The organism is Streptomyces sp. NPDC014656, assembly GCF_043084305.1.
GTDB lineage: Bacteria > Actinomycetota > Actinomycetes > Streptomycetales > Streptomycetaceae > Streptomyces.
Genome location: NZ_JBIBZN010000006.1, coordinates 1 through 18178, shown reverse-complemented (window position 1 = coordinate 18178; position 18178 = coordinate 1). Strand labels below are relative to the sequence as shown.

Genomic DNA, 18178 nt, shown 5'->3' with positions numbered 1-18178 from the left:
CCATGCGCGTCAATTTCACGGTCAACGGTCGTCCGCAGGAAGCCGACGACGTCTGGGAGGGCGAGTCCCTCCTCTACGTCCTGCGCGAGCGCCTGGGGCTGCCCGGCTCCAAGAACGCCTGCGAGCAGGGCGAGTGCGGTTCCTGCACGGTCCGTCTCGACGGCGTGCCGGTCTGTTCCTGTCTGGTCGCCGCCGGTCAGGTCGAGGGCCGCGAGGTCGTCACCGTCGAGGGCCTGGCGGAGTACGCGAAGCAGCGCGAGGAGCACGGCGGTTGCGCCTCCGGCGCCTGCGGCGGCACCTCGGTCGACGCCGCCAGGAAGTGGGAGGCGAAGCCCGCCCAGGACTCGCAGACCGGTGAGGGCGTCGAACTCTCCCCGATCCAGCAGGCGTTCATCGACGCCGGAGCCGTCCAGTGCGGCTTCTGCACCCCCGGTCTGCTCGTCGCGGCCGACGAGATGCTGGAGCGCAACCCGTCCCCGACGGACGCGGACATCCGCGAGGCGCTCTCCGGCAACCTCTGCCGCTGCACCGGTTACGAGAAGATCCTCGACGCCGTCCGCCTCGCGGCCGCGCGTCAGGAGCGCCAGGGAGAGGCGGTCTGACGATGGCTCAGAACACGCGTACCGTACCGGTGGGCACGCCCACCGACGTCACCCAGAACCACGTCAAGGGCGGCATCGGCGAGTCCACGCTCCGCCCGGACGGCACCCTCAAGGTCACCGGCGAGTTCGCCTACTCCTCGGACATGTGGCACGAGGACATGCTGTGGGGCCAGATCCTGCGCTCCACCGTCGCGCACGCCGAGATCGTGTCCATCGACACCTCCGAAGCCCTCACGATGGACGGCGTCTACGCCGTGCTGACCCACGAGGACCTGCCGGCCGCGAAGAACTACGGCATGGAGTTCCAGGACACCCCGGTCCTCGCCTACGGCAAGGTCCGCCACCACGGCGAGCCGGTCGCCCTCGTGGCCGCCGACCACCCGGAGACCGCCCGCCGCGCCGCCGCCAAGATCAAGATCGAGTACCGGGAGCTCCCGGTCATCACGGACGAGGCCTCCGCCCTCGCCCCGGACGCGATCCTGGTCCACGAGAACCGCGACGACCACCACTCCGGCCACGTCCCGCACCCCAACATCGTGCACCGCCAGCCGATCATCCGCGGCGACGCGGCGGCCGCCGCCGAGCGCGCCGACGTGATCGTCAAGGGCGAGTACACCTTCGGCATGCAGGACCAGGCCTTCCTCGGCCCCGAGTCCGGCCTCGCCGTGCCGGCCGAGGACGGCGGCGTCGACCTCTACGTCGCCACCCAGTGGCTGCACTCGGACCTCAAGCAGATCGCCCCCTGCCTGGGCCTGCCCGAGGAGAAGGTCCGGATGACCATGGCCGGCGTCGGCGGCGCCTTCGGCGGCCGCGAGGACATCTCCATGCAGATCCTCGCCTCGGTCCTCGCCCTGCGCACCGGCAAGCCGGTCAAGATGGTCTACAACCGGTACGAGTCCTTCTTCGGGCACGTCCACCGCCACCCGGCGAAGCTCTACTACGAGCACGGCGCCACCCGCGACGGCAAGCTCACGCACGTGAAGTGCAAGATCGTGCTGGACGGCGGCGCGTACGCGTCGTCCACCGCCTCGGTCGTCGGCAACGCCTCCTCCCTCTCCATCGGCCCCTACGTCGTCGAGGACGTGGAGATCGAGGCGATCGGCCTCTACACCAACAACCCGCCCTGCGGCGCCATGCGCGGCTTCGGCGCGGTCCAGGCGTGCTTCGCCTACGAGGCCCAGATGGACAAGCTCGCCGCCGAGCTGGACATGGACCCGGTGGAGCTGCGCCAGCTCAACGCCATGGAGCAGGGCACGATCATGCCGACCGGCCAGGTCGTGGACTCGCCGGCCCCGGTCGCCGAGCTGCTGCGCCGGGTCAAGGCCCGCCCGATGCCGCCGGAGCGCCAGTGGGAGACCGCCGGCGAGGGCGCGGACGTCCGCGCGCTGCCGGGCGGCCTGTCCAACACCTCGCACGGCGAGGGCGTCGTGCGCGGTGTCGGCTACGCCGTCGGCATCAAGAACGTCGGCTTCTCCGAGGGCTTCGACGACTACTCGACCGCCAAGATCCGCATCGAGGTCATCAACGGCGAGGCCGTCGCCACCGTCCACACCGCCGCGGCGGAGGTCGGCCAGGGCGGCGTCACCATCCACGCCCAGATCGCCCGCACCGAGCTCGGCGTCCAGCAGGTCACCATCCACCCCGCCGACACCCAGGTGGGCTCGGCCGGTTCGACCTCCGCGGGCCGCCAGACGTACATGACCGGCGGCGCCATCAAGAACTCCTGCGAGCTCGTCCGCGAGAAGGTCCTGGAGATCGGCCGGCGCAAGTTCGGCTCGTACCACCCGGCGTGGGCCAACGCCGAACTCCTCCTGGAGGGCGGCAAGGTCGTCACCGACGGCGGCGAGGCCCTCGCCACCATCGCGGACGTCCTGGAGGACCAGGTCGTCGAGATCGAGGAGGAGTGGCGGCACCGTCCGACCCAGGCCTTCGACCTCGTCACCGGCCAGGGCGACGGGCACGTGCAGTACGCCTTCGCCGCGCACCGCGCGGTGGTCGAGGTGGACACCGAGCTCGGTCTCGTCAAGGTCATCGAGCTGGCCTGCGCGCAGGACGTCGGCAAGGCGGTCAACCCGCTCTCCGTGGTCGGCCAGATCCAGGGCGGTACCACCCAGGGCCTGGGCGTCGCGGTGATGGAGGAGATCATCGTCGACCCGAAGACCGCGAAGGTGCGCAACCCCTCCTTCACGGACTACCTGATCCCCACCATCCTCGACACGCCGACCATCCCGGTCGACTACCTCGAACTGGCCGACCCCAACGCGCCGTACGGCGTCCGGGGCATCGGCGAGGCCCCGACCCTGTCGTCCACCCCGGCCGTCCTCGCGGCGATCCGGGCGGCGACGGGCCTGGAGCTCAACAAGACGCCGGTCCGCCCCGAGGCGCTCACCGGCACCCTGTAGGACCCTCCGGGCGGTGTGCGCCTCCCAGGAACGTCACACCTTCCCCCGCCCGCACCGCCCGGAGTCGTACCCCCCCGCAGTACCGGCAGTACCCGCAGTACCCGAAGTGCCCCGCAGTATCCCGTTCGCCTCGGGCCGTCCCCCGGGTCGTGCAGCCAACGAAATATCCCAAATCCCGCGTTTCCACCGTCAGAGTCCGACATCTGATGCGGGTGCCCCTTTGAACCTTGGGAGTAGGCCCCATGACCCAGTCGTCTGTGGAGCCCAAGACCGCCGCGGAAGACGCGGGCTCCGGCTCGCGCAACCCCGCCGGACGGTCTTGGCTCGACCGGTACTTTCACATCTCGGAGAGAGGATCCTCCGTCGGCACGGAGATCCGCGGTGGCGTCACCACCTTCATGGCGATGGCGTACATCCTCCTGCTCAACCCGATCCTCCTCGGAGGCCCGGACGTCGAGAAGCACGTCCTCGCCTCCTCCGCCGTCATCACGGCGACCGCGCTCGCCGCGGCGGTGACCACCCTGCTGATGGGCTTCGTCGGCAAGGTGCCGCTGGTCCTCGCGGCCGGCCTCAGCGTCTCCGGTGTGCTCGCCACCCAGGTGGTGCCGCAGATGACCTGGGCGCAGGCGATGGGCATGTGTGTCGTCTACGGCCTGGTGATCTGCCTCCTGGTGGTCACCGGTCTCCGCGAGATGATCATGAACGCCATCCCGCTGCCGCTCAAGCACGGCATCACCATCGGCATCGGCCTCTTCATCGCCCTCATCGGCTTCAACAAGGCCGGCTTCGTCGGCGCCGGCCCGCAGTTCGGCCCGCCCGTCACCATGGGCTCCGGCGGCGAACTCGTCGGCTGGCCCGTCCTGATCTTCGCGGTCACCCTCCTCGCGATCTTCGCCCTCCAGGCACGCAAGGTCCCCGGCGCCATCCTCATCGGCATCGTCGGCGGCACGGTCATCTCGCTGATCGTCAACGCCGTCGCCGACGTCCCGGCCAAGGGCCCCGGCGCCTGGGCCAACGGCGCCCCCGAGCTCAAGGGCAGCGCGGTCTCCGCCCCGGACTTCTCGATCTTCGGCGACGTCTCCTTCGGCGGCTGGGGCGACGTCGGCTACATCACCGTCGGCGTCATCGTCTTCACCCTGGTGCTGGCCGGCTTCTTCGACGCCATGGCCACCATCATCGGCGTCGGCACCGAGGCCAACCTCGCCGACGACAAGGGCCGGATGCCCGGCCTGTCCAAGGCGCTGTTCATCGACGGCGCGGGCGGCGCGATCGGCGGCGTCTCCGGCGCCTCCGGCCAGACCGTCTTCGTGGAGTCCGCCACCGGCGTCGGCGAGGGCGCCCGCACCGGCTTCTCCTCGGTGATCACCGGCCTCTTCTTCGCGGCCTGCCTCTTCTTCACGCCGATCACCCAGATCGTGCCCCGCGAGGTCGGCTCCGCCGCCCTGGTCGTCATCGGCGCGATGATGATGATGAACGCCAAGCACGTGAACTGGGGCGACAGCTCCGTCGCGATCCCGGTCTTCCTGACCGTCGTCCTGATGCCGTTCACCTACAGCATCACCCCGGGCGTCGCGGCCGGCGTCATCGCCTACACCGTCATCAAGGTGGCGCAGGGCAAGGCACGGGAGGTCGGCGCGTTCATGTGGTGCCTGACCGCCGTCTTCATCGTGTTCTTCGCCCTCCACCCGATCGAGGGCTGGCTGGGCGTCAGCTGACGCCCGCCCGCCCCCTTCCCACAGCCAAGGAGACCGACATGCTGGACATCGCCGAAGAGCTGCACCGGTGGGTCGAGCAGGGACGCGACTTCGCCGTGGCCACCGTGGTGGCCGTCGGCGGCAGCGCGCCCCGGCAGCCCGGCGCCGCCCTCGCCGTCGACAGCGAGGGCACGGCGATCGGCTCGGTCTCCGGCGGGTGTGTGGAAGGGGCGGTGTACGAGCTGTGCCGGACGGCGCTCGACGACGGCGAGGTCGTCGTCGAACGCTTCGGCTACAGCGACGAGGACGCCTTCGCGGTCGGCCTGACCTGCGGAGGCATCATCGACATCCTCGTCACCCCGGTCCGCGGCGGGGTCTTCCCCGCCGCTCTGGCCGCCGCCGCCTCGGGGGAGGCGGCGGCCCTCGCCCGGATCGTCTCCGGCCCCGGCGACCTGCTCGGCGCGGCGCTCCTGGTCCGCCCGGACGGCTCGTACGAGGGAAGGCTCGGCGGCCACCCGGAGCTGGACCGCACCGCCGCCGCCGAGGCCCGCGCGCTGCTCGACGCCGGCCGCACCGGCACGGTGGAGATCGGCGAGGACGGCAGCCGCTGCGGCCGGCCGCTGACCCTGCTGGTGGAGTCCTCCGTCCCGGCCCCCCGCATGATCGTCTTCGGTGCCATCGACTTCGCCTCCGCCCTCGTGCGGGTCGGCAAGTTCCTCGGCTACCACGTCACCGTCTGCGACGCCCGGCCCGTCTTCGCGACGAAGCTCCGCTTCCCCGAGGCCGACGAGATCGTCGTCGAATGGCCCCACCGCTACCTGGAGTCGACGGAGGTCGACGCCCGGACCGTGCTGTGCGTGCTCACCCACGACGCCAAGTTCGACGTCCCCCTCCTCCGGGCCGCCCTGAGGCTTCCCGTCGCCTACGTCGGCGCGATGGGCTCCCGCCGCACCCACGAGGACCGCAACGAGCGGCTCCGCGAGGTCGGCGTCACCGAACTCGAACTCGCCCGCCTCCGCTCCCCGATCGGCCTCGACCTCGGCGCCCGCACCCCCGAGGAGACCGCCCTGTCGATCGGCGCCGAGATCGTGGCCAACCGCCGCGGCGGCACCGGCGCCTCCCTCACCGGCGCCCACACCCCCATCCACCACGACGGCCCGGACTCCCCGGTGGCGGGCCGCATAGGCTCCGTCGCCTAGCCGGGGTTCCGGCCCCCGGGGCTAGGACGGCGGCCAGGCGTACGACGGGGCCCCGTCCTCCTCGGTCGGCAGGCCGAGGGGGCCGTCGCCCTCGCGGACGCCGTGGAAGACGCGCGGTTCGGCGGTCAGCGAGCCGTCGAGGCCGGCGGTGACCGCCAGGGCGTGCCGGCCGAGGCAGACCGGGCGTTGGCCCTCGGGCCGCTCGCAGTACAGGACCCAGCCGCCGACGCGGTCGACGCGGCCGGGGAGCAGCTTCCAGACGCCGGTGTACTCGGCGGCGACCGCCCGGGGGAGCGGCGGGTCGGCCTCCGTGCGGAGCCACTCCTCGGCCGAGGCGCGGACCGCGTCGCCGAAGCGCTGCCGCTCGGAGAAGGGCTGGACGAGGTCCACCTCGCCGGTGGCGCGGTCGACCCGGCCGTCCGGGCCCGCCCGGAACCCCACCCGGTGGTACGTCCCCCCGGCCAGCGCGCCCAGCCGCTCGCCGCCGGTGAGCCGCATCAGGGAGGGCTGCCCCGGGTCGCCGGGCAGGTCCGCCACCCGGTCCGGCGGCGCCACCTTCACGGAGAGGTACGCGGGCGCGGGGCCGCCCCGGGCCCGGGCCAGGCGGTCCAGGCACTCCCCGACCGACGCCACCAGGGGCCGTACGGTGTCCGCCCCGAGGGGCGCCGAGATCCACGGGCCGGTGCCGTCGGCGGACAGCGCGTGCACCTCGTACCCGCAGGCCCCGAACTCCCGCCGCAGGACCCGGAAGTCACCGGCCGCGAGCCGGGCCCGGGCGATCGCGGCGGTCAGCCGCTCGTCGCAGCTCCTGCCCTCGCAGTCGTCCTTCCCGGCGTCCACCCGCAGCCGGACCACCGCGTCCGCGTCGCCCTTGATCCGGAAGCTGACCTCGGCGCCGCCGGTCTGCGGGAAGAGGTTCCTGACGCCGACGACCTCCAGCGCGCCGGGGGCGACCCGCTCGGCGATCTCCTCCGCGCGCTTCCGGTCGTCGCCGGTCGAGAAGGTCCCGCAGCCCGTGAGGCCGGCGCCCGCCAGGACCAGGGCGAGCACCCCCGCCAGCCGCCGTGCCGCGTCCCGCAGTGACCGTGCCATGAGGCTCACCCCCGCCGCCGCGCGCGGCCGTCCGCGCGTCCTGGAGCCGACGGTAGGCGGGCACGGGCCGGTCCGCCTGAGTGCGGGTACTCAGACGGGACCGGGCGGGCCACCCGGTCGGCGCGCGGTGCGCTCCCGCACCGTCTCCGCCCAGGCGGGCGCCTCCCCGACGGGGCCGGGCTCCTCGCGGCGCCCGCCGCGGGCGAAGAAGTCCGCCAGCGGGAGGATCGCCGCGCCGACGGTGACCGCGTCCGGGCCGAGCGTGCCCATGCCGAGGACGACCCGGGCCGCCGGGTACGCCAGCGCGTACGCGCGCGCGTGCTCCTCGACGGACTCCAGGAAACGGGGGCCGAGCAGCAGCCCCGCCCAGCCGCCGACGAGGATCCGCTCCGGCTGGAAGAGGTTGATCAGGTCGGCGAAACCGGCGCCCAGGTACTCGGCGGTCTCCTCCAGGACGGCGAGCGCGGCCGGGTCCGGCGCTCCGCCGTCCGCGGGGCGCGCCGCCGCCGCCATCGCCGCGAGCGCGGCCTCCTCGCCGGCGCCGGCCGGCGGCTCCCCGCCCGCCTCCCGCCACCGTTCGAGCAGCGCGGCGGCTCCCGCGTACGCCTCCAGGCAGCCCTGGGCGCCGCAGCGGCAGCGCCGCCCCCTGACCCGCACCTTCAGATGGCCCCACTCCAGCGCCCGGCCGGGGCCGAGCGGATCGGTGGTCACGCAGGCGCCGACGCCGGAGCCGAAGAGGACCACGACCGCGCTGGCCGCGCCCCGGCCCGCGCCGAACCACATCTCGGCCTGGCCCAGGGTCTGGGCACCGTTGTCGATCCGGTACGGGACCTCGGGCGGCAGGTCGACCGCCTCGCGCAGCAGCCGCTCCAGGGGCACCGCGTCCCAGCCGATGGTCTGGCCGTGCACGACCGCCCCGCCGCCCCCGCCCGGCCCGTCCGGGCCGCTCTCGGGGGGGTGCTCGACGATGCCGGGGACGCCGACGCCGACGCCGAGCAGCGATCCGGCGGGGACCTCCGCCGTGCGCAGCACCTCGGCGATGCCCTCGCGGATGTGGTCGACGACGACCCCGACCTCGTACCGCTCGCCGCCCTCGGCCGAGGGGGACAGGGGGCGTTCGGCGCGGGCGAGTTCGGTGAGGGTGAGGTCGAAGAGCTCGATCCGGACGCGGGTCTCGCCCACGTCGACGCCGATCATGCGGCCGCTGGCGGGGGCGACCCGCAGCAGGATCCGGGGGCGGCCGCCGGCCGAGTCGACGCTGCCGGCCTCCTCGACGAGCCCCTCGGCGACCAGTTCCGCGACCACGTTGCTGACGGAGCCGGAGCTGAGTCCGGTGGCGGGGCCGAGCGAGAAGCGGCTCATCGGGCCGTCGAAGTAGAGCCGCCGGAGGACCGCGGTGCGGTTCTCGCGCCGCAGGTCCCGCACGGTCCGGCCGTTCGGTCTGGTCACTGGGGCCCCTCGCGGTCGTGGTCCATCGGGCGGTGGGACGGGTTCGGGCGGTTCATCCGGCGGCCGCCTCAGGCCCGGCGCAGCCCGCTGAGCAGCAGCTCGGCCAGCTGGTCGTACGCTTCGGCGTCCGCGAGCCCGGTGGCCGACGCCACCTGCCGGCGCTGGATGCGGACCATCACGGAGGCGATGACGTCGGCGGCGAAGGCCACGTGGACCTCCCGGAAGACGCCGGCGGCGACGCCCTCCTCGATGATCTCCTTGACCCGGCCGGCGGCGGCCCGGGTGTTCCGCTCGTACACCTCGGCGGCGGGTTCGAAGGCGGCCACGTCGTCGAAGAACTGCGGGGAGACCGGCGCCAGCTCGGCGGAGACGGCCCGCAGATAGGCGGCGAGCCGCTCGGCGGGTCCGCTCGCGGCGGCCAGGACCGACTCGACCCGGGCCGTGGCGCGCCGGAAGAAGTACACGACGGCCGCTCTGACCAGCTGTTCCTTGCTGCCCGCCAGGCCGTACAGGGTGCGCTTGGAGCAGTGCAGCCGGGCGGCGAGGTCGTCGAGGGTCAGCCGGGCGAAGCCCTCGCCGACGAGCAGGGCGACCAGCTCCTCGAAGAGCGCGGAGCGGCGTGCCGCTCCGCGGCCCGTGAGCTTCGGGGCGTCGGCGGCGGAGGTCTCGATCACCCGAACAGTATGCCGGGCCGTCCGGCCGGGGGGATGTCCCCCGGCGAGCTGTGCGCTATTTTTAGCGGTACTGGAGTACCCGTCCTAGTACCACTTTGCGCGCCGATGGAGTCGCCATGGATGTCGACCGCCTGCTTCCCACCCCCGAGGCGGCGGACCTCATCGCCCTCACCCGTGAGATCGCCAACAACGAGCTCTCTCCGCGGGTGGACGCACACGAGGCCGCCGAGACCTATCCCGAGGGTCTCTTCGCCACGCTCGGCCGGGCCGGCCTGCTCGGCCTCGCCTACCCCGAGGAGTACGGCGGCGGCGGCCAGCCGTACGAGGTCTACCTCCAGGTCCTGGAGGAGCTGGCCGCCCGCTGGGCGGCCGTCGCGGTCGCCACCAGCGTCCACACGCTGGCCTGCCACCCGCTGTACGCCTTCGGCACCGACGCGCAGAAGGAGCGCTGGCTCCCCTCGATGCTGGAGGGCCGCCTCGTCGGCGGCTACAGCCTCTCCGAGCCGCAGGCCGGCTCCGACGCGGCCGCCCTCGCCTGCAAGGCGGAGCGCCAGGAGGACGGCGGCTACCGGATCACCGGCACCAAGGCGTGGATCACCCACGGCGGCAAGGCCGGCTTCTACGCCCTCTTCGCCCGCACCGCGCCCGGCGGCCACGGCATCTCCTGCTTCCTCGCCCCCGGCGAGACCGAGGGCCTCTCCTTCGGCGCCCCCGAGCGCAAGATGGGCCTCCAGGCGGTCCCCACCACCTCCGCCTACTGGGACGGCGCCCTCATCGAGGAGGACCGGCTCGTCGGCACCGAGGGCCAGGGCCTCCAGATCGCCTTCAGCGCCCTCGACAACGGCCGCCTCGGCATCGCCGCCTGCGCCACCGGCCTCGCCCAGGCCGCCCTGGACGCCGCCGTCGACTACGCCAACGAGCGCACCACCTTCGGCCGCCGGATCGTCGACCACCAGGGCCTCGGCTTCCTCCTCGCCGACATGGCCGCCGCCGTCGACGCGGCCCGCGCCACCTACCTCGACGCCGCCCGCCGCCGCGACCTCGGCCGCCCCTTCAGCCGCCAGGCCAGCGCCGCCAAGCTGATCGCCACGGACACGGCGATGAAGGTCACCACGGACGCGGTCCAGGTCCTCGGCGGCTACGGCTACACCCGCGACTTCCCCGTCGAGCGCTACATGAGGGAAGCCAAGATCATGCAGATCTTCGAGGGGACCAACCAGATCCAGCGGCTGGTCATCAGCCGGGGGCTGGCCCGGCCGGAGAAGTAGCGGTCGGCGGCCGGTCCAGGAACGCGGTGAGGACGGCGTCGGGGGCGTAGCGCTCCCCGGCGAAGCGGCGCAGCCCGGCGTCGAGGTGCCGCAGCGCCGGGGCCGGGTCCTCCGAGGGGTCGAAGTGGAGTGCCATGACGGCCTCCCGCCCGCCCTTGCCGGAGAAGCCCTTCGGGACGGGGACGCCCGCGTGGAGGAAGACGGCCAGCTGCCACCGGCGCTCTCCCCGGGCCCCCGGCCTCGTGCACTGGACCGTGACGCGGGAGACGTCGGCCCACGGCGAGGACCACCGCCGGTCGTGAGCCCGGCAGTGGAGATGGTCGGTGGTCAGCTGGACGGTGTGCCTCACCAGCGGCTGGCCGCCGGTGAGGACGACGCCGGCCACGAAGGCCGCCAGGCCGAGCAGCGCCGCGGTCGCGGTGACGACCGGAAGCGACAGGACGAGACCGAGGGGGACGCCCACGCACGGGGCGGCGATCCCGAGCATCGCGAGGCAGCCGCCGCGCTCCGAGCGCCGGGTCGGCTTCTCGACGATCCCCGCGGTGACCTCCACGATCCTCCCGGCCGCGCCGTCGCCCCGCGGGACCGCGTCGGCGTGGGACCGGGGCGGAGCCGGCCGGGGCGCGGCCGCCGGACCCAGCAGGACGTTCAGGACCCCCGAGGGGGTGGGGCGCAGGTCCGGGGACTTGTCCAGGCAGTCGGCGACGAGTGGACACAGCCCCGGCGGCACCCCGTCCAGGTCCGGCTCGTCGTGGACGACCCGGTAGAGGAGGGCGGGGACGGGGCCCTCGCCGAAGGGGGCCCGGCCGGTCGCGGCGAAGGCCAGGACCGCGCCCAGCGAGAAGACGTCGCTCGACGGGGCCACCGGCTCGCCCATCGCCTGCTCCGGGCTCATGAAGCCGGGGGTGCCGACGACCAGGCCCGTGTCGGTCAGGGCCGTGGCCCCCTCCACCGCCTTCGAGATGCCGAAGTCGATGACGCGCGGCCCGTCGCCGGTGACCAGGATGTTCGACGGCTTCAGGTCCCGGTGGACCAGACCGGCCCGGTGGACGGCCTCCAGGGCCTCGGCGAGGCCGGCGGCCAGGGACCGCACCGCCGCCTCGGGGAGCGGCCCCCGGTCCCGTACGAGCTCCGCCAGATCGGGGGCGTCGATGTAGTCGCTCGCCACCCACGGCACCGGCCCGTCCGGATCGGCGTCCACGATCGGCGCGGTCCAGAAGCCGCCGACCGTCCGCGCCGCCGACACCTCGCGGCGGAAGCGCTCCCGGAAGCCCGGGTCGGCGGCGATCTGGGGGCGGATCACCTTCACCGCGAGCCGCCGGCCGCTGCGGGAGACCGCCAGGAAGACCTGGCCCATGCCCCCCTCACCGAGCCGCGCCGACAGGCGGTACGGGCCGATCGAGGCCGGATCCTCCGGCTGCAAGTCGTGCACGGTTCCCCCGGGTTCGCGGTACTGGAGGGCCGATCCTTCCAGAGGCGCGCTGCCCCGGGCCAGCCCGGACCCGCCCGCTCCTAGACTGATCGTCTTTGGCGGGCGCGGACGCGCCCGTCCTTTTCCATGGGGGGACCGATGAGGAAGGCACTGGTCGCAGGCGCGCTCGCGCTGGCGGCACTGCTGACGAACACGGCCGGCGCGACGGCCGTCACGCCGACGGCCGTCACGGCGACGGCGGAGGCCGTTCCGTACACGGCGTGGGCCTGGAACGTGTCGGGTCACAAGATGAACCGGGGGCGGACGGACAACGGTCTGGTCGAGGAGGCGGTGGGCTCGATCAGACGGGCCGAGAACGCCGTCGACTTCGTCTCGTTCAACGAGATCTGCCACAGCCAGTACCGGGCCATCAGGGCGCAGCTCGCCTCCTGGAACCCGGACAACCCGAGCTACGCCCGCTTCCAGGAGTCCATCCCCGCGGGCAGCACGAACGGGGACGGCGAGATCTGCGGCGGGGAGTCCTTCGGCAAGGCCCTCTTCAGCCGCCACCAGCTCGGAGTCGCCGAGTACCGGACGTTCGCGCAGGAGAGCGGCCTGTTCTACCGGTCCGCCGACGGCGTCGAGCACCCGGTGACGAACGGGCTGCTCTGCGCGCCGCTGACCGAGCGGCCGAACATGAGGTTCTGCTCGGTCCACATAGGCCCGATCTCGACCACGGAGAAGCCGTACGGCTACCGCCAGCTGGTCGAACTCGACACCGTTCTGGACGGGTTCACCGCCGCCGGGCAGACCTACATGATCGCCGGCGACTTCAACGCCCAGCCGGACTACGACCGTCTGAACCGCTTCTACTCGACCGAGGTCCCGGAGCCCTCCGGCACCCGGGCGAAGGCACCGAACGCCGGGGACCACCGCGAGCTCGACGACATGGACGCCTCCTGCCCGGGACACGGCGAGGAGACCTCGCTGAACCCCGTGGCCGAGCTGCCCTGCGGCATGGAGAGGCCCAAGATCGACATGATCTTCGTCCGGGCCGACCGGCTCGCCTCGTCCGACTACTCCGCCGACTCCAAGGCCGTCCCGAACTGCGTCAAGGTCAAGGAGGACGGCGCCCTCGACCCCCTGGCCACCGCGCCCTGCTCCGACCACCGCGTCCTGATCGGCAAGGCGACCCTCCTCGTCGCCCCGCCGGCCGCCTCCTAGGCGCCGGGACGCCGGGACGCCGGGACGCCGGGACGCCGGGACGCCGGGACGCCGGGACGCCGAGGCGCCCAGGCCCGGCGCGGAACCGTCCCGGACCTGACGGACTTCCGGTGATTTCGTTTTGAACCAAACCGGGTCTATGATCGGAGCAGCCACCCCGGTTCGCCTGTGTTCCCCCGTTTCAGGCGCACCGGGGTTCGGCGTTCTCCGGGGGGTTCGGCGCTCTCCGGGCCGGTACGCGCGCGTGCCGGCCCGCGTGTGGTAGCGCCTGCCGCCTACCGCTCCAGTGCCGCCACGCCCGCGCGGGCGAACTTCTCGTCGAGGTCGCCGGAGGGCGCGCCCGCGACGCCGATGCCGGCGACGGGGGCGTTCCCGGCGGTGACGGGGGCGCCGCCGCCGAGGAAGAGGGTGCCCGGGATGTCCTTCAGGTTCGGGGCCTGCTCCAGGCGCTCGGCCAGCTCGGAGGTCGGGGCGTTCCAGGAGACGGCCGTGTACGCCTTCCGCTCCGCCGACTCGTGGGACTGCGGGCCCGCGCCGTCGCCGCGCAGGGTGACGATCGTGTTGCCGTCGCGGTCGACGACCGCGACGGAGACGCGCTGGTTCTCCTTCTCGGCGGCGTCCAGCACGGCCTCGGCCGCCTTCGTCGCCGCCGCGATCGTCAGACGGCCGGTGGTGGCCGTGTTCCCGCTCTTCGCCTCGGTGACGGCCGCGGGGGCCGCGGCCGTGTCCTCACCGCCGGCGCTCGCGGAGTAGGCGCCGGCCCCGGCCAGGCCGAGGGCGACGATCGCGCCGCCGGTCATCAGACGGGTCCGGGCGGCCTTCTTCACGTGCTTCATAGGGCTGTCGCTCCACGGGGTCGGGGATGAGAGATCGACTGACGCCTCATCCTCCGGCCGCCTCCGGGCCCCCGTGGTCGGCGCACCGGCTGCGGGCCGCGGGCGGATCGGCCGACCCCGGGGTCCACCGATCGGATGACCCCCGTCCCGTGACCGCGCCGGACCGGGTTCTATGGTGAGCGGCGCAGACCGCGCGGACCGCGCGGTTTCCCCGCGGGGACGCGCCCCCGGCCCGGCGGCCAACCCGCCGGCAGGGACACCCGCACGACACACGAGGAGTTCCATGGACATCGCCGGCTCCGCAGCTCTCGTCACCGGCGCCGCCTCCGGGCTCGGCGCCGCCACCGCCGCCGCGCTCGCCGCCCGGGGCGCCACGGTCTACGGCCTCGACCTGGACAAGGCCGTCGCCGCCGCCGAGGGCGTGCCCGAGGGCGTCCGGCTGGTCGCCGCCGACGTGACCGACGAGGAGCAGGTTCGCGCCGCGCTCGCCGCCGCCGACGCGGACGGGGCCGAGCTGCGGCTCGCGGTCAACTGCGCGGGGATCGCCCCCTCGGCCCGCGTGCTGGGCCGCAAGGGCCCGCACGACCTCGACCTCTTCCGCGCGGTCGTGAACGTCAACCTGATCGGCACGTTCAACGTGATGCGGCTCGCCGCCGAGTCCATCGCCCGGCACGAGCCCGACGAGCACGGGCAGCGCGGTCTGGTGGTCAACACCGCCTCCATCGCCGCCTTCGAGGGCCAGGTCGGGCAGATCGCCTACGCCGCCTCCAAGGCCGGCGTCGCCGGGATGACCATCACCGCCGCCCGCGACCTCGCCCAGTTCGGCATCCGGGTCGTCACCGTCGCCCCCGGGATCGTCGACACCCCGATGATGGCCGGCTTCAGCGAGGAGGTCCGGGCCGGGCTGGCCGCGAGCGTCACCTTCCCGCAGCGCCTCGCGCGGCCGGAGGAGTACGCCCGCCTGATCACCATGATCGCCGAGCACGACTACCTCAACGGCGAGACGATCCGGATGGACGGCGCCCTGCGGATGGCCGCCCGCTGACCTCCGGGGCTCCCGCGTGAGAGCACTCGGTGCCGGAGAATTCCGGCACCGAGTGCCGCGCGAAGGGCGTTCGGATGTTAGGTTCGTGGCATGGCAGCAGCGGCGACGAACCCCCCGACCCCCCCGAAGCCCGCGATGCGGGACTCCCTCATCGCCGCGGCCTTCCAGCTCTTCCTGGAGCGGGGCTACGAGCAGACCACCGTCGACGACATCGTCACCCTCGCCGGGGTCGGACGCCGCTCCTTCTTCCGCTACTTCCCGTCGAAGGAGGACGTGGTCTTCCCCGACCACGACCAGTGCCTCGACGACATGACCCGCTTCCTCGCCGCGAGCGCCGACACCGACGACCCCATGACCCGGGTCTGCGGTGCCGCCCGCCTGGTCATGCGGATGTACGCCGAGAACCCCACCTTCTCCGTCCAGCGCTACCGCCTCACCCGTGAGGTCGCGGGACTGCGCGCGTACGAACTCTCCGTCGTCTGGCGGTACGAGAAGACCCTCGGCGACTACCTGCGGACCCGCTGGGCCGACCGCAGGGACGGCACCCTGCGCGCCAACGTGGCCGCCGCGGCCGTCGTCGCCGCCCACAACCACGCCCTGCGGCACTGGCTCCGCTCGGGCGGCGAGGGCGACCCGCTGGACGAGGTCGACCGGGCCCTGGAGTTCGTCCGCGCCACCTGGAGCCCCGACGCGGCGCCGGGCGCCGGCGGCGACGCCTCCGCCGAGGGGGACGACGACGTGGTCGTCGTCATCACCAGGCGCTCCACCCCGATGTGGCGCGTGGTGCGCGAGGTGGAGTCGAGCCTCGGCGAGAGCTGAGGGTCCTCAGTATCTCAAATTGAGGGAACTCAGGTCTTTCTTTGCTGGCACTCAGTGCCATATCTTGGGGCTCCATGCACGGTCGAGCCGCCGAGTGCGAGGAGAAGGCATCGTGTTCCACACGGGACTGAGGAACCCCGGCGCCGTCCGGACCGAGGAATCGGCCGAGGGCGCGGATCTCTACTTCCAGCGCTGCGCCTGGTGCCACACCACCACCTTCCAGCGCCTGCTCTGTCCGACCTGCGGGTCGACCGACCTGGCGCCGCAGCTCAGCGACGGCGAGGGCGTCATCACCGTGCGCCGCGCCCACACCGCGGCGGAGGCGGACCTCTGGCCGGTCCACATGGCCGAGGGCTTCGTGGTCCGCTGCCGGGTCGACGGACCGCCGCACGCCGTGCGCCCCGGCGTCCGGGTCAAGCTCAAGAGCGCCGCCGACACCGGACGCAGGCCGGTCGTCCGGCTCTGCGAGGAGGTCCCGCTGGACGGCTGGATCTGAAGACGCGCCCACGCGAGAGGGGGGTGGCACTCTGTGCCACCCCCCTCTCGCGTTCCGGTGGTGTCAGCGCGCGCCGATCTCGTCGGTGAGCTGCGGCAGCACCTCGAAGAGGTCGCCCACCACGCCGTAGTCGACGAGGTCGAAGATCGGGGCCTCGGGGTCCTTGTTGACCGCGACGATCGTCTTGGACGTCTGCATGCCGGCGCGGTGCTGGATGGCGCCGGAGATGCCCGCGGCGACGTACAGCTGCGGGGAGACCTGCTTGCCGGTCTGGCCGACCTGGTTGGAGTGCGGGTACCAGCCGGCGTCCACGGCGGCGCGGGAGGCGCCGACGGCCGCGCCGAGCGAGTCGGCCAGCTTCTCGACGACCTCGAAGCCCTCGGCGCCGTTGACGCCGCGGCCGCCGGAGACCACGATCGCGGACTCGGTCAGCTCCGGGCGGCCGGTGGAGACGCGCGCGGTGCGGGAGACGACCGTGGCCGCGTTGCCGGTGAAGGCGACGGTGACCTCCTCGACCGTGCCGGCGGCCGGGGAGGCCTGGGGGGCGGCGGAGTTCGGCTTGACGGTGATGACCGGCACGCCGTGCGAGACGCGGGACTTCACCGTGTAGGAGGCGGCGAAGACCGACTGCGTGGCGATGGGGCCCTCGTCGCCGGCCTCCAGCTCGACGGCGTCGGTGATGAGGCCGGAGCCGAGGCGGAGCGCGACGCGGGCCGCGATCTCCTTGCCCTCGCCGGAGGAGGTGAGCAGCACGGCGGCCGGCTGCTTCTCCTTCGCGATCTGGGTGAGCGCGTCGACCTTGGGGACGACGAGCCGGTCGGCGAACTCGGCGCCGTCCGCGACGTAGACGGTGGCCGCGCCGTACTCGGCGGCGGTGGCGGCGACGGAGGCGGCGGCCTCGCCGGCGCCCAGGACGACCGCGGACGGCTCGCCGAGGCGGCGGGCCAGGGTGAGCAGTTCGAGGGCCGGCTTGCGGACCGCACCGTCGGCGTGGTCCACGAGAACCAGGATCTCAGCCATGATTCCTTGCTCCTGAGGTGGGGTGACGGGCGGTCAGATGAACTTCTGGGACGCGAGGAAGGCGGCGAGCTGCTTGCCGCCGTCACCGTCCTCGTTGGTGACGATCGTGCCCTGGGTGCGGGCCGGGCGGGCGTGGGCCGACTCGACCAGGGTCCAGGAGCCGGCCAGGCCGACCTCGTCCTCGTCGATGTCCAGGTCGTCGAGCTCCAGCTCCTCGACCGGCTTCTTCTTGGCGGCCATGATCCCCTTGAAGGAGGGGTAACGGGCCTCGCCGGACTGGTCGGTGACCGACACGACGGCCGGCAGCGGGGCCTGAAGGAGCTCCGTGGCGGCGTCGCCGTCACGGCGGCCCTTCACGAGGCCGTCCTCCACCGAGACCTCCGACAGGAGGGTCGCCTGCGGCAGGTTCAGCCGCTCGGCCAGGAGCGCGGGCAGCACGCCCATGGTGCCGTCGGTCGAGGCCATGCCGCAGACGACCAGGTCGAAACCGGTCTTCTCCAGTGCCTTGGCGAGGACGGCGGAGGTGGCGATGACGTCGGAGCCGTGGATGGCCTCGTCGTTGACGTGGACGGCCTTGTCGGCGCCCATCGACAGCGCCTTGCGCAGGGCGTCCTTGGCGTCGTCCGGGCCGACCGTGAGGACGGTGACCTCGGCGTCGTCGGCCTCCTCCGAGATCCGCAGCGCCTGCTCGACCGCGTACTCGTCGAGCTCCGACAGCAGACCGTCGACCTCGTCGCGGTCCACGGTCAGGTCGTCGGCGAAACCGCGGTCGCCGGTCGCGTCGGGCACGTACTTCACACAGACAGCGATCCTCAGGGTCACGGCCTGTCTCCTTTCGACGAGGGGTTGATCACGGGAGGTTGCGGGCCATGACGATGCGCTGGACCTGGTTGGTGCCTTCGTAGATCTGGGTGATCTTGGCGTCGCGCATCATGCGCTCGACGGGG

17 protein-coding genes are annotated in these 18178 nt (G+C 73.3%); 9 read left to right on the top strand and 8 right to left on the bottom strand.

Annotation, left to right across the window (positions count from 1 at the left end):
* Window positions 1-2: 2 nt before the first annotated feature.
* The 4 genes from ACF1ED_RS16080 to ACF1ED_RS16065 all read left to right on the top strand — a co-directional run bounded on the left by ACF1ED_RS16080 (window position 3) and on the right by ACF1ED_RS16065 (window position 5897).
* Window positions 3-602 (top strand): (2Fe-2S)-binding protein, encoded by a 600-nt coding sequence (locus ACF1ED_RS16080; RefSeq protein ID WP_391760787.1) that lies wholly within the window; start codon window positions 3-5, stop codon window positions 600-602.
* Window positions 603-604: 2 nt separating this feature from the next.
* A complete protein-coding gene (locus ACF1ED_RS16075; protein ID WP_391760785.1) occupies window positions 605-3004 on the top strand; it encodes a xanthine dehydrogenase family protein molybdopterin-binding subunit in 2400 nt (799 codons plus the stop codon).
* Between the two features lie 242 nt (window positions 3005-3246).
* Window positions 3247-4719: an NCS2 family permease gene (locus ACF1ED_RS16070; protein ID WP_391760783.1), complete on the top strand. Its 1473-nt coding sequence runs from the start codon at window positions 3247-3249 to the stop codon at window positions 4717-4719.
* A gap of 38 nt (window positions 4720-4757) precedes the next feature.
* Window positions 4758-5897, top strand: a complete 1140-nt coding sequence (locus ACF1ED_RS16065) for an XdhC family protein (RefSeq protein WP_391760781.1) — start codon at window positions 4758-4760, stop codon at window positions 5895-5897.
* 21 nt (window positions 5898-5918) lie between these two features.
* On the opposite strand, the gene ACF1ED_RS16060 is transcribed toward ACF1ED_RS16065, so the two are convergent.
* The 3 genes from ACF1ED_RS16060 to ACF1ED_RS16050 all read right to left on the bottom strand — a co-directional run bounded on the left by ACF1ED_RS16060 (window position 5919) and on the right by ACF1ED_RS16050 (window position 9112).
* Entirely contained in the window at window positions 5919-6989 is a 1071-nt protein-coding gene (locus tag ACF1ED_RS16060; protein WP_391760779.1) for an SCO7460 family lipoprotein, read from the bottom strand.
* A 90-nt stretch (window positions 6990-7079) separates the two neighbouring features.
* On the bottom strand, window positions 7080-8438 hold the full coding sequence (locus tag ACF1ED_RS16055) for an ROK family protein (RefSeq protein ID WP_391760777.1): 1359 nt from the start codon (window positions 8436-8438) through the stop codon (window positions 7080-7082).
* 68 nt (window positions 8439-8506) lie between these two features.
* Window positions 8507-9112 (bottom strand): TetR/AcrR family transcriptional regulator, encoded by a 606-nt coding sequence (locus tag ACF1ED_RS16050; protein ID WP_391760775.1) that lies wholly within the window; start codon window positions 9110-9112, stop codon window positions 8507-8509.
* A 116-nt stretch (window positions 9113-9228) separates the two neighbouring features.
* On the opposite strand from ACF1ED_RS16050, the gene ACF1ED_RS16045 reads away from it, so the two are divergent.
* Complete coding sequence (locus ACF1ED_RS16045; RefSeq protein ID WP_391760773.1) at window positions 9229-10380, top strand: acyl-CoA dehydrogenase family protein; 1152 nt, start codon at window positions 9229-9231, stop codon at window positions 10378-10380.
* On the opposite strand, the gene ACF1ED_RS16040 is transcribed toward ACF1ED_RS16045, so the two are convergent.
* Window positions 10349-11812, bottom strand: coding sequence for a serine/threonine-protein kinase (locus ACF1ED_RS16040; RefSeq protein WP_391760771.1), 1464 nt, complete (start codon window positions 11810-11812; stop codon window positions 10349-10351). The two genes, ACF1ED_RS16045 and ACF1ED_RS16040, sit on opposite strands and share 32 nt — an antisense overlap.
* Window positions 11813-11950: 138 nt before the next feature.
* Between ACF1ED_RS16040 and ACF1ED_RS16035 the strand changes: the two genes are divergently transcribed.
* Window positions 11951-13015: an endonuclease/exonuclease/phosphatase family protein gene (locus ACF1ED_RS16035; RefSeq protein ID WP_391760769.1), complete on the top strand. Its 1065-nt coding sequence runs from the start codon at window positions 11951-11953 to the stop codon at window positions 13013-13015.
* A 275-nt stretch (window positions 13016-13290) separates the two neighbouring features.
* Here the strand turns inward: ACF1ED_RS16035 and ACF1ED_RS16030 are convergent, their stop codons facing one another.
* Window positions 13291-13851: a heme-binding protein gene (locus ACF1ED_RS16030; protein ID WP_391760767.1), complete on the bottom strand. Its 561-nt coding sequence runs from the start codon at window positions 13849-13851 to the stop codon at window positions 13291-13293.
* 283 nt (window positions 13852-14134) lie between these two features.
* On the opposite strand from ACF1ED_RS16030, the gene ACF1ED_RS16025 reads away from it, so the two are divergent.
* The 3 genes from ACF1ED_RS16025 (at window position 14135) to ACF1ED_RS16015 (ending at window position 16211) form a co-directional block, all read left to right on the top strand.
* Window positions 14135-14896: an SDR family NAD(P)-dependent oxidoreductase gene (locus tag ACF1ED_RS16025; RefSeq protein WP_391760765.1), complete on the top strand. Its 762-nt coding sequence runs from the start codon at window positions 14135-14137 to the stop codon at window positions 14894-14896.
* 90 nt (window positions 14897-14986) lie between these two features.
* On the top strand, window positions 14987-15715 hold the full coding sequence (locus ACF1ED_RS16020) for a TetR family transcriptional regulator (protein WP_391760763.1): 729 nt from the start codon (window positions 14987-14989) through the stop codon (window positions 15713-15715).
* 112 nt (window positions 15716-15827) lie between these two features.
* Window positions 15828-16211: a Zn-ribbon domain-containing OB-fold protein gene (locus tag ACF1ED_RS16015; RefSeq protein WP_391760761.1), complete on the top strand. Its 384-nt coding sequence runs from the start codon at window positions 15828-15830 to the stop codon at window positions 16209-16211.
* Window positions 16212-16274: 63 nt separating this feature from the next.
* On the opposite strand, the gene ACF1ED_RS16010 is transcribed toward ACF1ED_RS16015, so the two are convergent.
* From ACF1ED_RS16010 to ACF1ED_RS16000, 3 genes are all read right to left on the bottom strand, one after another.
* Complete coding sequence (locus tag ACF1ED_RS16010; protein WP_391760759.1) at window positions 16275-17231, bottom strand: electron transfer flavoprotein subunit alpha/FixB family protein; 957 nt, start codon at window positions 17229-17231, stop codon at window positions 16275-16277.
* A gap of 33 nt (window positions 17232-17264) precedes the next feature.
* Window positions 17265-18053, bottom strand: coding sequence for an electron transfer flavoprotein subunit beta/FixA family protein (locus tag ACF1ED_RS16005; RefSeq protein WP_391760757.1), 789 nt, complete (start codon window positions 18051-18053; stop codon window positions 17265-17267).
* Window positions 18054-18081: 28 nt separating this feature from the next.
* Window positions 18082-18178 (bottom strand): acyl-CoA dehydrogenase family protein (locus ACF1ED_RS16000; RefSeq protein WP_157849844.1); only part of this gene is annotated, 97 nt, incomplete at its 5' end.